Origin of the sequence: Nocardia yamanashiensis, assembly GCF_021183565.1 — a bacterium.
In the GTDB taxonomy this organism is placed as follows: Bacteria; Actinomycetota; Actinomycetes; order Mycobacteriales; family Mycobacteriaceae; genus Nocardia; species Nocardia yamanashiensis.
This window is the reverse complement of sequence record NZ_CP089226.1, coordinates 6,042,051-6,055,072: the sequence shown is the minus strand read 5'-3', so window position 1 is coordinate 6,055,072 and position 13,022 is coordinate 6,042,051. Positions and strand designations below refer to the sequence as shown.

Here is a 13,022-nt window from a genome sequence, read left to right as displayed (position 1 = left end):
CCATTGCGCGTGCAGTCAATTCGCACGGTCGGAAAGTTCGCTCATCAAGTCTGGTCTGGACGAACGTCCAGTTCTGTGGTTCGCTGCTCCACAACAGAAGAGAGGCTCGAATGGCGATGTCGGACAAGGGAACCACCGGGGCAATCCCGGTCTCGCGCCGGACGGTGCTGGCCACGGCGGCGGCGGGCTCGGCCGCCTTCGCCGTCTCCGCACACCTCGCGATCTCCGACGGTGAGGCGCGCGCGGCCGGCGGCGACTACCTGATCGGGGTGGGCATTTCCGACATCACCGGTCCCGCTGCCGAATGCGGCATGATGGGCTATTCGCAATTCGGGCAGGACACCGCCGGAATTCATCTGCGCCCGCGCGCCCGCGCCTACATCATCGACAGCGGCGAGCGGCGGGTCGTCTATCTGGTCGCCGACAACGGCATGATCTTCCAGTCCGTGCACCGCGGCGTCATGGCGGAGCTGGCCCGGCGCTTCGGCGACCGCTACACCGAGCAGAACGTGCTGCTCACCTCCACCCATTCGCACGCCACCTGCGGCGGCTCCAGCCACGACTACGCCTACAACCTCTCCATTCTCGGCTTCCAGCAACAGGTCTACGACGCCGAGGTGAACGGCATCGTGGAGGCCATCGCCGCCGCGGACGCCGATCTCTCGCCCGGCACCCTGGAACTCGGGCGCGGGGAATTGCACGATGCCAGCGTGAATCGCTCCCGGGTGGCCTTCGAACGCAATCCCGAAGCGGATAAACAGGTTTTCCCGGAAGGCATCGATCCGGCGGTCACCGTCTTGTCGCTGCGCAAAGGCGGCAAACAGGTCGGGGCCATCACCTGGTTCGCCACCCACAACACCTCCATGAGCAACAGCAACCGGCTCATCAGTGGCGACAACAAGGGCTATGCGTCGTTCGCCTACGAACACGGGGAACACGGCGTGCGATACCTCGACGGCGCGGATTTCGTGGCGGCATTCCCGCAGACGAATTCCGGTGATATGTCACCGAACTTGAACCTTCACCCCACCGACGGGCCGACGCGGAACGAGTTCGAGAACACCCGCATCATCGGCGAACGGCAATATCGCGCGGGTAAATCCGCACTGGCCGCGGCGCGCACCGTCAGCGGCCCGGTGGACAGCCTGCTCTGCTACATCGACATCGCCGATATCGAGGTGGACGGCAAGTGGACGGGCAGCGGGCAGAACCGCCACACCGCCGCCGCCTGCGCCGGCGTCTCACTCATCGCGGGCAGCGTCGAGGACGGGCCGGGCCTGCCGGGCGTGCCGATTCCCGAGGGCGTGCGAAACCCGTTCGTGGACGCGCTCGGTGGGGCGAACGCGCCGGTGCCGGACTGGCTGGCCGACGCGCAGGCGCCCAAGGCGATCGTGGCGCCGCTGGGCATCATGCCGCCGGTGCCGTGGGTGCCGAGCGTGGTGCCGATCCAGCTGGTGCGCATCGGCGAGCTGTATCTCGCCTGTGGCGGTGCGGAATTCACCATCGTGTCGGGGCTGCGCATCCGCCGGGTGGTGGCGGCGGCGCTGGGCGTGCCACTGGAGCAGGTGCTCATGCAGGGCTACGCCAATGCCTATCACGAGTACGTGGCGACGCCGGAGGAGTACGACGCGCAGCAGTACGAGGGTGGTTCGACGCTGTACGGGCGCTACACCCTGCCCGCCTATCAACAGGAATTCCACCGGCTGGCAACGGCTTTCGCGGCCCGCCAGACGGTGCCGCGCGGCCCCGCGCCGCGCGACGTGTCCAACCTGCAGCCGAATTTCGTCGCCGCGCCCGGCCCGGACGCCACCCTGCCCGGCACCGCTTTCGGCGACGTCCTCACCCAGCCCGCGGCGTCCTATGCGCGCGGCGAGCAGGCGCAGGCCGAATTCGTCTCGGCCCACCCGAAACACAACACCCGCCGCAACGGCACGTTCCTGGAAGTGCAGCGGCAGAGCGGATCCGGCTGGCAGCGCGTCGCCAACGAGGGCGAGTGGGCGGTGAAGTTCTTCTGGAGCAAACGGGGGAGCGATGTCTCGGTGGCGCGCTTCACCTGGGACATCCCGGGCGATGCCGCGCCCGGCCGATACCGCTTCCAGCACTTCGCCGATCAGCTCACCGCCGACGGCGCACTGCTTCCGTTCAGTGGCCTCAGCAACGAGTTCGACGTGCTCTGAACGGCTCCCGGAACTACTCCAGGCCCAGTTGCGCACCCTTGTCGCCGCGTCGGGCGCTGCGGCGCTGGAGCCAGAAGATGGAGTAGGCGAGCAGGCCGACCGCCAGGCCCATCAGGCAGATCGGGCGGGCGGGGGCCCAGGCGTCGTTGAACCAGACGACGACGGTGGCGACGAGCCAGGCGAGCGAGCCGACGGCCAGCACCGGGCGCGGGTCGGTGAGGCGCGGCGGGATCTGGGGTACGGGCTGGGTCACGCGATCCAGCCTAGAGCGCGCTCCGGGGTCGTGCCCGATGCGTGGCGCGGTGTCCGGTTCGTGGCAAACGTTCGGCTTGCGTACCGGTAGGTTCGCGCGCCGGTGGCGGCTGGGACGTCGCAGGTGGAGACCGTGCGGGCCGGTCGACGCGAACACCCGACCCGTGCGCGAGGCGTCACGTATCGTTTGCCTCTGTGACAACGCCTTCCGATATTCGAGCGCTTGCCGGTGACCTCTCGCTGGCGGTGGTGCGCTTGACGCGACATTTGCGCGGTAGGCGCGCCGATGCCCAGATTTCGCTGACCCAGCTGTCGGCGCTCGCGACGCTCAATCGCGAAGGTTCCATGACGCCGGGTGCGCTGGCGGCCAAGGAGCGGGTGCAGCCGCCCTCCATGACGCGGGTGATCGCGTCGCTCTCCGAAATGAGCTTGGTCGAACGCAATCCGCACCCGACCGACGGACGGCAGATCATCGTGAGCCTGTCCGACGCCGGTCGCGCCCTCATCGCCGACGAGAACCAGGCGCGCGAGGCCTGGATGACCGATCAGCTCTCGGGCCTGAGCCCCGAGCAGATCGCGGTCCTCGAAGAGGCCGTGGGAATCATGAAGCAGATCGTCGACGAGTCGGAGTAACCCACTCCCGGGGGCCTCGGGGGCAAGCCCCTGAAACCCTCACCCCCGGAAAACCACCCGGGCTCAGGACCCGAAAGCCCGGTCGCTGGGGACGATTTCGCGGCCCAGGGGGAACAGTGAGATCGGGATCAGTTTCAGGTTCGCCCACGCGAACGGGATTCCGATGATCGTGATGGCGAGCGCGATGCTCGTGAACAGGTGCCCGATCGCCAGCCACCAGCCGGCCACGATGATCCACACGATATTGCCGAGCATGGAACCCACACCCGCCCCGGGCTTCTCGACGGCCTCGCGCCCGAACGGCCACAGCACGAACGAGGCGATCCGGAACGAGGCGATGCCCCACGGGATCGTGATGATCAGAATGCAGCAGATGATCCCCGCGAGCACGTAGCCCAAAGCCATCCAGAACCCGACCAGGACGAACCACAGGACGTTCAGAATCAGCTGGATCGGCTTCATGTCCTCCAGCATGCCAGCGGCACCGCCCGCCCCACCACCGGGAAAACCCTGACTCTTCGGTGTTAGTACTCGTCAGGGCTCTGCTAATCTCCGGCAATTGCGACAATTCACAGCTGCAATCCGTTTTCATGATCTTCGATCACGCTGGGAGCGCACTTTGAGCAAACAGATTCGATGGTGGGCGGGAGCGACCGTGCTGGCCCTCGCCGCGGCGACCACCCTGGCCGCCTGTAGCAGTGACGACAGCGATGCCAAGTCGGCCTCGACCAGCTCCGCGGGTGCGAGCGCGGCCGGATCCGGCCCGGCTCGCAACCCGTACCTGTCCGCCGAGAAATTCGGCATCACCCACATCGACTCCGGTCAGAGCGACAGCTTTCCGGCCGCCCCGCCGCGCGGCACCTTCCACATCGACCCGGTGCAGATGCCGCGGGTACCCGGCGGCCCGGTCAACATCATGACCATGGCCGCGCCGGATCAGAATTACTGGTGGGTCTCCTCCACCTCGGGCCCGCGCTACGTGGACGTCTCCGACGGCGGCTTCGAGGAAGTCGCGGCCATGGATGTGCCCGGGACCCCGCCCGTCTCCACCCAGAACCTGGACGCGGTGCTGAACCAGCAGTTCACCGACGCCGCGCAGATCCAGACGGCCATCACTCAGGAATGGCCCGGCCTGGACTGGCAACGTATGAAGAACGGCGTGTACGGGCTGGTCGACAAGGACAATCGCCTCTACTACATCAACCAGGACGCCGTGCTGTTCGTGTTCGGCCTGCGCAACAAGGACAAGCCGGCCGACGGCCTGGAGATCGTCGCGCAGCGCGATCTGAAACCGCTGCTGGGCACCGGCATGACCACGCTCGGCATCCCGGAGAACGTAGTCGGCCTGAGCATGACCTACGACGGTCATCTGCTGGCGCTGGCGTCGCGGTCGCTGTCGGTGCTGAACCGGGACCTGACCGGCGATCCGGTGACGCTGCGCGTGGGCGATGACGAGACCATCTCCAATTCCATGGCGGTGGACGAGAACAACGGCCTCTACTTCGCCTCCGACAAGATCATGCACAAGGTGGTCTGGAAGGACGGCAAGCTCTCCACCGACGCTGCGGACGGCGCCTGGTCCTCGCCCTACGACTTCGGTCGCCAGCCCCCGGCGGTGAAGTTCGGCATCGGCACCGGATCCACGCCCACGCTGATGGGCTTCGACAAGAACGATGACGAACTGGTCGTCATCACCGACGGCGCCGACCACATGAAGCTGGTCGCCTTCTGGCGCAACGAGGTTCCGGCGGGCTTCCAGCAGAAGCCGGGCGCCAAGTCGAACCGGATCGCCGATCAGATGGAGGTGACGGCGGGGCTGCCCGACCCGAAACCCGAGTTCATCCAGTCCGAGCAGTCGGTGGTGGTGAACGGTTACGGCGCGTTCGTAGTGCAGAACATCGGCACGGGCGGTGAACCGGACCGCCTGGTGGACGTGCTGGCCAACGGTCCGGTCGACGAGCCGCCGCACGGTATGCAGCGTTTCGAGTGGGATCCCCAGGCGGACAAGTGGACTTCGGCGTGGACGCGCGGCGACGTCGTCTCGACCTCGATGGTGCCGGCCGTTTCCTCCGGTGCGGGCATGGTGTTCGTGAACGGCTACTCCAAGGCCGACGGCTGGGAGGTCACCGGCCTGGACTGGAAGACCGGGGAAACGGTGCACCGCACCATCTTCGGGCAGTCCAACCTGGGTAACGGCGCGTATGCGCTGATCGAGGCGTTCCCCAATGGCGACCTGCTGTTCAACAGCGTGGGCGGCCCGTTCCGGGCCAAGATCGCCAAGTAGGAACCGCGAAAAAGGCCGGGCGGCACCATGACTGGTGCCGCCCGGCGCTGGTTTCCCTGCAGGGGAACCTAGAAGAACCAGCCGAGCTGGGCGTCGCGTTCGGCGATGAACGCCGCGTCGAACGCGCGCAGGGCGGTCGGTTCCTTGGCTTGGATGCGGTTGGCGGCAGCGAAGACTCGCGCTCGGTGCGCGCCGAAATACAGACTACCCAGGACATCGATTCCGATCTCGATATCGGGAGTTCTGGTGGTCGGTTCGCATTCCGCCACGCCGTCGCGGATGCGCAGGGCGAAGGTGCCGCCCGCGTTCCGGAACGGATCGTCCACGGCCACAACCGTATCCAGGTCCGCCGCGTAGGTCCGGGCGGTGAGCGCGGCGGGCACGTCCATCAGCCGGGTCCACAGGCCGTCCCAGCGGCCGCCGGGTTTCACCAGACGCGGATCGGTCAGCAGGTAGGGGAGCGGATCGTCGGGGGCGATCTCGGCCTCCACCGTGCGGACCAGGTCCAGGCTCAGCAGCACCCGCCACAGCGCGGCATGCGCCTCGGGGGTGATGGCGCGGAACTCGGTGACGATCGCGACCGCCGTATCGTCCTTGCGCCAGTCCCGGCGGTAGAGCACGTAACCGTCCGGATGGGTGAGCGCGAAAAGGCTTGTCGCGCCGTCCCGATGCGGTTCCGAGTCGGCGAACATCAGATTCCAGTCGGCCTCCGGCCGGAGCTGCGCGCTCGGGAGCAGCCGCCGCCAGCGGTCGTAGACGGCTTCGATGTGCGGCCGGGCCGCGGCCGGGGACTCCATCCGCACGCCGCCGGGATCCGGTGTGGTGGCACGGAATTGGGCCTTGGTGCGATCGATGGAGACGGACTGGATGACCATGCTGGGGCCGTAGCCGAAGCGGCCGTAGATGGTGCCCTCGCTGGCGGTGAAGATGGTCAGCGGCAGCCCCTCGTCCTCCACCCGCTGATGCAGTTCGGTGTAGAGCGAACGCAGGATGCCGCGCCGGCGATGGGTCGGCGCGACCACCACGGCGGAGACGCCGCAGGCCTGTGCGATGCGTTCGCCGGGCACGGTGAGGGTCATGTGCCGGTCCACCGTATGACCGACCACGCGGCCGTCGTCGATGGCGAGCAGGGCACGGTCCACCGGGAAGATTTCCTTTTTGATGGGGATCTCTTCGGGGACGTTCCGGAAACCGAAGCAGGTTTCGATAAGTTCGATGATCTGCGGCCAGTCGTCCTCGGTGGCCGAACGGATCGTGAAGCCATTCGCGGATGCCATGACCCGACGATGACAGGTCGGCGATTCGTCCGCATCCGAATATTTCCGATCGAAACGAACACCCGGAGCCACCTGTCCTCCCCGCCGTGACAGGTGACCCCGGGGTCGTCCCCCCAACTTCCCCCCTTGCGGGACCGGTATCCGGCCCCGCAAGAAGAACAATGCCGGTCCGGCCCAGCAAGATGCTTAAAAGTTTCTTGTAAACGCGAAACCCCGCCGCCACGATGTGGCGGCGGGGTGGGGCACGAGGGGCGGGGGAGGGCTGCCCGCCGCCGAACTCCCCCGGATGGAGCAGGCTGCCGGAACGACTTCGCCCGCACCGGAAAACCGGTGCGGGCGAAATGAATCTTGTTGCGCGTCAGCGCATCAGCGGCCGCTGATGTCGTGGTAGTCGCGCTCGCCGTAGCCGGTGTAGATCTGGCGCGGACGGCCGATCTTCAGCGGCTCGGAGTGCATCTCACGCCAGTGCGCGATCCAGCCCGGCAGCCGGCCCATGGCGAACAGCACGGTGAACATGCGGGTCGGGAAGCCCATGGCCCGGTAGATGACGCCGGTGTAGAAGTCCACGTTCGGGTACAGGCGACGCTCGATGAAGTAGTCATCGGTCAGCGCGGCCTCTTCCAGGGCCTTGGCGATATCGAGCAGCTGGTCGTCGCCGCCGATCTTGGCCAGGATCTGGTCGGCGACCTTCTTGACCAGGGTCGCGCGCGGGTCGTAGTTGCGGTAGACGCGGTGCCCGAAGCCCATGAGCTTCACGCCGTCTTCCTTGTTCTTGACCTTGCGGACGAACTCCTTGACGTCGCCGCCGTTCGCCTTGATCTCGTCCAGCATCTCCAGCACGGCCTGGTTGGCGCCGCCGTGCAGCGGGCCCCAGAGCGCGTTGATGCCGCCGGACACCGAGGTGAACAGGTTGGCGTCGGACGAACCGACCAGGCGCACGGTCGAAGTCGAGCAGTTCTGCTCGTGATCGGCGTGCAGGATGAGCAGCATGTCCAGGGCCGCGGCGACCTCGGGGTCGACCTCGTACGGCTCGGCCGGGAAGCCGAAGGTCATCCGCAGGAAGTTCTCCACCAGCGACAGCGAGTTGTCCGGGTAGAGGAACGGCTGACCGACCGACTTCTTGTAGGCGTAGGCCGCGATGGTCGGCAGCTTGGCCAGCAGACGGATGGTGGACAGCTCGACCTGCTCGGGATCGCGCGGGTCCAGCGAGTCCTGGTAGTACGCCGACAGCGCGTTCACCGCGGACGACAGCACCGGCATGGGGTGCGCGTTGCGCGGGAAGCCGTCGAAGAAGCGCTTCAGATCCTCGTGCAGCAGCGTGTGCCGGCGGATCCGGTTGGTGAAGTCGTCGAGCTGGGCCTGGGTCGGCAGCTCGCCGTAGATGAGCAGGTAGGAGACCTCGATGAAGGTCGACTTACCGGCCAGCTGCTCGATCGGGTAACCCCGGTAGCGCAGGATGCCCGCTTCACCGTCGATGTAGGTGATCGCCGACTTGGTCGACGCGGTGTTCATGAAGCCGGGGTCATAGGTCACGTACCCGGTGCTGGCCAGCAGCTTGCCCAGGTCGATCCCGTCATTGCCCTCGACAGCCTTGGCGACGGTCATCGGGTACTCGCCGCCGGGGTAGGTGAGTACCGGCTTGGCGTCGTCGTCGACGTTGATGATGTTCTCAGCGGGCACGGAAGGATCCCTCTCAGGCTTGAAACCGTAGGCATTGCACGCGGTCGGCACACAACGCGCTTGCCACAACGCTAGCCGCTGGGCGTTACGCCCGACTAATGAGGGTCACCCTTAACTACCTCACAGTCACCTCGTCACGAGGTGAGGTGCGGTGCGGTCATGTGCTATCGGCATGGACCGCACCGCCGGGCGCCGCACGCGACCGGTCAGGCGGGCACTTCGGCGTGTGCCCGGGCCACCCGATACCGGATGAACGCTGGGAAAACGAGGGCCGAGATCACCATGCCGAGCACCACCAGCACGCCGCCGCCCGCAGCTGCTGCGGCGGTACCCACCGCGGCCGCGGCGAAACCGTGGGCAACATCACCGATGCGTGGTCCACCCGCCACGACGACGATGAAGACGCCCTGCAGGCGGCCGCGCATCTCGTCGGTGGCCACCGATTGCAGCATGGTGGTGCGCAGGGCGGCCGAGAACATGTCGACCGCGCCGCCGAAGGCCAAGCAGGAGAAGGCGATCCAGAGGGCGACGGTGGTGCTGAGCCCGTGCCCGGCCGCGCCGACGGCCAGGCCGAAGCCGACCATGCCCAGACCCCACAGCACGATCAGGATCACCACGGCCAGGCCCTGGCGGCGGATGCGGGAGAGCCAGCCGGAGAAGACGCCGCCGAGTACCGCGCCCACCGACATGGCGGCGAAGAGCAGGCCGAGGGCGGTGCCGCCGTCGTTGCTGCCGGGGAAGGTGTCGTGCGCGATCTCGGGGAAGAGGGCGCGGGGCATGCCGAAGACCATGGCGACCACGTCGACGGCGAAGGAGGCGAGCAGGATTCGCTGGGTGGCGAGGTAGACGAAGCCGTCGGCGACCTCGCGCAGCCCGGCGCGGCGGGCGGTGCCGGTGGGCGGGATGGGCGGGAGTTTCCAAGTGGCCCACAGGGTCGCGAGCAGGGCGACGGCGTCGAGCAGATAGAGCGTGGACAGGCCGGTGACCGGAATCAGCATGCCCGCCACCACCGGACCGGCGATGGCGCCGAACTGCATGACCGTCATGGACAGCGAATTGGCCGCGGGCAGTTGGTCTTCGGGCAGCAGGCGCGGGTAGATGGCGCTGCGGGCGGGCTGGTTCACCGCGAAACAGGCCTGCTGGACGGCGAACAGGCCGAGCACCAGCCAGACATTGTTCAGCCCGGCCGCGGCCTGCGCCCAGAAGGCCAGGGCGGTGAGGCCGGTGCCGGCGCTGGTGATGAGCAGGAGTTTGCGGCGGTCCATCACATCGGCGAGGGCGCCGCCCCAGAGACCGAAGATGATCAGCGGGATCAGGCCGAAAAGTCCGGCCAGGCCGACATAGCCGGAACTGTGCGTGATGTCGTACAGCTGCTTGGGAACCGCTACGACCGACAGCTGCGCTCCGATGACGGTGACTACGCCGGTGGTCCACAGGCGGCGATAGTCGGGATTCCGGAGCGGGGTTATGTCGGCGAGCACTTTCACCGGCGTGAGACTAACGCCACGAATTACCTGGCGGCAGTCCTTTTCCGGTGATTCATCCCACGACTGGAACCCTTGCGATCAAGGGGAAGGCGACTCCCGGACGCTCGGCGCCCGCGCCGCCGAACCCCCAGGCAGGAGTCCGGATCAGGGTTGGAGGCGCTCGATTTTCATCGCCGCCACATCGGTGTTGCCCGGTTCCAAGGTGACCCGGAGGCGATTGTGCATGCGGCTGCGGCGGCCCTGCCAGAACTCCAGCGTCTCCGGCTGGAGCAGGAAACCGCCCCAGAACGGCGGCACCGGGATCGAGTCCATATCCGCGAAACGCTCGGTCACCTCGGTCAATTGCTTGTCCAGCTGCTCGCGCGAGGCGATCGGGCGCGATTGCAGGGAGGCCCAGGCGCCCAATTGCGAACCGCGCGGCCGGGATCGCCAGTAGACCTCGGTGAGCTCGGGCGCGACCCGGCGCACCGGACCGCGCGCGGTGACCTGGCGGCCCAGCGCGGGCCAGACGAAGGTGGCGGAGGCGTAGGGGGTTTCGGTCAGCGCCCGGCCCTTGGACGATTCGTAATTCGTGTAAAAAGTCACACCCTCGGGGGAGAGGCCCTTGCACAGCACGGTGCGGGTGGCGGGGCGCGGCCCGGAATCGGTGATCTCGACCGTCGCCAGCACCATGGCATTGGGGTCGGTGAGCCCGGCGCTGGTGGCGTGTTCGATCCAATTGCGCAGCAAGGGTTCCCAGCCGTCGGTCAGCCAGCTCTCGTCAAGGTCGGTTTCCAGGCCCGGATGGTTGTCGCCCTGGTCCACCCCGTACTCCACCCGCAGGGACGCGATGTCGAGGTCCCCGGTGACATTGCGCGCCTCCGGCGCAGTGGCGAATTTCTCCTGGTCAACCATGGACCAGACGTTACTCCGCGGTAATGCTCGCGTTAAGGTCAAGGAGATCGGCGTGGCTGCCCAAGGATCGGACAGCCCGATTTGCAAGGAGAGTCACAACATGACTGCCAGCGCTGCGGTTCCCAGCTCAGTCGTCCCAGCCGACTTCGTCAGCGGTCTAGAAGGCGTCGTCGCTTTCACCACCGATATCGCCGAACCGGACAAGGACGGTGGCGCGCTGCGGTACCGCGGCGTCGACATCGAGGATCTGGTCGGCAACCGCGTCACCTTCGGCGATGTGTGGGCGCTGCTGGTGGATGGTGAGTTCGGCCGCGGCCTGCCGCCCGCCGAGCCGTTCCCGCTGCCCATCCACACCGGCGACGTCCGCGTCGACGTGCAGGCCGGGCTCGCCATGCTCGCCCCGATCTGGGGTTACCAGCCGCTGCTGGACATCGACGACGACACCGCCCGCGAGAACCTGGCGCGCGCTTCGGTGATGGCGCTGTCCTATGTCGCGCAGTCCGCGCGCGGCATCTACCAGCCCGCCGTGCCGCAGCAGAAGATCGACGAGTCGGCCACCATTACCGAGCGGTTCATGACCCGCTGGAAGGGCGACCCGGATCCGCGCCACACCGAGGCCATCGACGCCTACTGGGTGTCCGCGGCCGAGCACGGCATGAACGCCTCCACCTTCACCGCCCGGGTGATCGCCTCCACCGGCGCGGACGTGGCGGCTTCGCTGTCCGGCGCGATCGGCGCCATGTCGGGGCCGCTGCACGGCGGCGCGCCCGCCCGCGTGCTCCCGATGATCGAGGCCGTCGAGAAGACCGGCGATGCCCGGGCGCTGGTCAAGGGCATCCTCGACCGCAAAGAGAAGCTGATGGGCTTCGGGCACCGCGTCTACCGCGCCCAGGACCCGCGCGCCAAGGTGCTGCGCGAGACCGCCAAGCGCCTCGACGCCCCGCGCTACGAAGTCGCCGCCGCCCTGGAGCAGGCCGCCCTGGCCGAACTCCGCGAGCGCCGCCCCGACCGCGCCATCGAGACGAACGTCGAGTTCTGGGCCGCCGTCATCCTCGACTTCGCCGAGGTCCCCGCGCACATGATGCCCGCCATGTTCACCTGTGGCCGCACCGCCGGCTGGTGCGCCCACATCCTCGAGCAGAAGAAGCTCGGCAAGCTGGTCCGCCCGGCCGCCATCTACACCGGCCCGGCCCCCCGCTCGCCCGAGACCGTCACCGGCTGGGAAACGGTCGTGCGCAAGTAATTCCACGAAACAGAAGAGCGGCTCGCAGCATTTCGCTGCGAGCCGCCCTAGTATCCGGCGGCCCACTCCCCGCGAGGAGAGCCGCCGATCTTCTTGTTCCCCCGGGGTTTCGGAGCGGATGCCGCTCGGGGTCAGCCGCTCGACCCACCCGAGGGGTTTCAGGGGCGTCAGCCCCTGAGGGTCCCGGGAGTGGGATCAGGCCTTGACGACCACGCTGCCGATGACCATGTCGGAGAAGGTGCGCTTCTTGTCATCCCACAGCGGCGCGAAATAGCCGATGTAGCAAGGCAGGCCGTCGAGGATGTGGGCGAGCTGGCGCACGAAGGCCATGCCGAAGCCCAGCGGCTGCCCGGTGGCCTCCTTGATGGTCCGGATGCCGACGATGCGCTTGCCGACCGTCTGCCCGGTGGTGCCCTCCTTGTAGATGTTGAACAGCGTGCCGCCGAGAATGGCCAGGTAGCCGATCAGCATGATCGCGATGCCGACGCCGGAGGGCCCGCCGCCGGTGCAGCTGTAGTCGTAGCTGCTGCTGTAGGAGGACGGCTTCGGGCAGCTGACCTCTTCGGTGAAGGCCGCGCCCGCGATGGCGACCAGCAGATAGCCGGGCAGCATGAAGATCAGGCCGTCCAGCAACCGCGCGCCGACCCGCAGGCCCCAGTGCGCGTACTCGCCGAGCTGCGGCACCCCGCCGTAGGGCGAGTAACCGTATTGCGGCGCACCGTAAGCCGGCTGCGCACCGTAGGGCTGCTGAGCGTCGTAACCGGGCTGGGGCGCACCGTAACCCGGCTGCGCACCGTAGGGCTGCTGGGCGTCGTATGCCGGCTGCGGGGCGCCGTAACCGGGCTGCGGCGCACCGTATCCCGGCTGGGGCGCACCGTAGGCGGGCTGCTGGGCGTCGTAACCCGGTTGCGGCGCACCGTATCCGGGCTGGGGCGCGCCGTAGGCGGGCTGGCCGCCGTAGCCGGGCTGCTGGGGCGGGTACGGATTGTTCGGGTAAGTCATATGTTTCTTGTTTCCTTGGAGCGAATTCGAGGCAGCCGGCGAGCCGGCGGGGTCCACGTGCGACGAAGCGAACGCGTGAGCGGCTCCGCCGTC

Annotated in this window: 11 protein-coding genes; 4 read left to right on the top strand and 7 right to left on the bottom strand. The window is 67.7% G+C overall.

Translation table 11 applies throughout. The features are described 5' to 3' along the window. Nucleotides 1-110: 110 nt before the first annotated feature. Nucleotides 111-2,177 (top strand): neutral/alkaline ceramidase, encoded by a 2,067-nt coding sequence (locus LTV02_RS27965; RefSeq protein WP_233034818.1) that lies wholly within the window; start codon nucleotides 111-113, stop codon nucleotides 2,175-2,177. Between the two features lie 13 nt (nucleotides 2,178-2,190). On the opposite strand, the gene LTV02_RS27960 is transcribed toward LTV02_RS27965, so the two are convergent. Further along, on the bottom strand, nucleotides 2,191-2,430 hold the full coding sequence (locus tag LTV02_RS27960; RefSeq protein WP_233034817.1) for a DUF2530 domain-containing protein: 240 nt from the start codon (nucleotides 2,428-2,430) through the stop codon (nucleotides 2,191-2,193). Between the two features lie 194 nt (nucleotides 2,431-2,624). On the opposite strand from LTV02_RS27960, the gene LTV02_RS27955 reads away from it, so the two are divergent. Next, complete coding sequence (locus tag LTV02_RS27955) at nucleotides 2,625-3,062, top strand: Rv0880 family HTH-type transcriptional regulator (protein ID WP_067723096.1); 438 nt, start codon at nucleotides 2,625-2,627, stop codon at nucleotides 3,060-3,062. 63 nt (nucleotides 3,063-3,125) lie between these two features. Here LTV02_RS27955 and LTV02_RS27950 read toward each other — a convergent pair whose 3' ends face one another. Next, on the bottom strand, nucleotides 3,126-3,524 hold the full coding sequence (locus tag LTV02_RS27950) for a YccF domain-containing protein (RefSeq protein ID WP_067723127.1): 399 nt from the start codon (nucleotides 3,522-3,524) through the stop codon (nucleotides 3,126-3,128). Between the two features lie 157 nt (nucleotides 3,525-3,681). Here LTV02_RS27950 and LTV02_RS27945 point away from each other — a divergent pair, with 157 nt between their 5' ends. Next, nucleotides 3,682-5,346 carry a hypothetical protein gene (locus LTV02_RS27945; RefSeq protein ID WP_233034816.1) on the top strand — a complete coding sequence of 555 codons (1,665 nt, stop codon included), beginning with the start codon at nucleotides 3,682-3,684 and terminating at the stop codon, nucleotides 5,344-5,346. 68 nt (nucleotides 5,347-5,414) lie between these two features. On the opposite strand, the gene LTV02_RS27940 is transcribed toward LTV02_RS27945, so the two are convergent. From LTV02_RS27940 to pdxH, 4 genes are all read right to left on the bottom strand, one after another. After that, nucleotides 5,415-6,623 (bottom strand): GNAT family N-acetyltransferase, encoded by a 1,209-nt coding sequence (locus LTV02_RS27940; RefSeq protein ID WP_067723098.1) that lies wholly within the window; start codon nucleotides 6,621-6,623, stop codon nucleotides 5,415-5,417. 366 nt (nucleotides 6,624-6,989) lie between these two features. Continuing rightward, nucleotides 6,990-8,303 (bottom strand): citrate synthase, encoded by a 1,314-nt coding sequence (locus LTV02_RS27935; protein WP_233034814.1) that lies wholly within the window; start codon nucleotides 8,301-8,303, stop codon nucleotides 6,990-6,992. A 206-nt stretch (nucleotides 8,304-8,509) separates the two neighbouring features. Next, nucleotides 8,510-9,790: an MFS transporter gene (locus LTV02_RS27930; protein ID WP_233034813.1), complete on the bottom strand. Its 1,281-nt coding sequence runs from the start codon at nucleotides 9,788-9,790 to the stop codon at nucleotides 8,510-8,512. A gap of 144 nt (nucleotides 9,791-9,934) precedes the next feature. After that, on the bottom strand, nucleotides 9,935-10,684 hold the full coding sequence (gene pdxH / locus LTV02_RS27925) for a pyridoxamine 5'-phosphate oxidase (RefSeq protein WP_233034812.1): 750 nt from the start codon (nucleotides 10,682-10,684) through the stop codon (nucleotides 9,935-9,937). A 100-nt stretch (nucleotides 10,685-10,784) separates the two neighbouring features. Between pdxH and LTV02_RS27920 the strand changes: the two genes are divergently transcribed. Beyond that, nucleotides 10,785-11,927, top strand: a complete 1,143-nt coding sequence (locus LTV02_RS27920; RefSeq protein WP_233034811.1) for a citrate synthase 2 — start codon at nucleotides 10,785-10,787, stop codon at nucleotides 11,925-11,927. 195 nt (nucleotides 11,928-12,122) lie between these two features. Here LTV02_RS27920 and LTV02_RS27915 read toward each other — a convergent pair whose 3' ends face one another. Beyond that, nucleotides 12,123-12,929: an RDD family protein gene (locus LTV02_RS27915; RefSeq protein ID WP_233034810.1), complete on the bottom strand. Its 807-nt coding sequence runs from the start codon at nucleotides 12,927-12,929 to the stop codon at nucleotides 12,123-12,125. Between the last annotated feature and the right edge of the window lie 93 nt (nucleotides 12,930-13,022).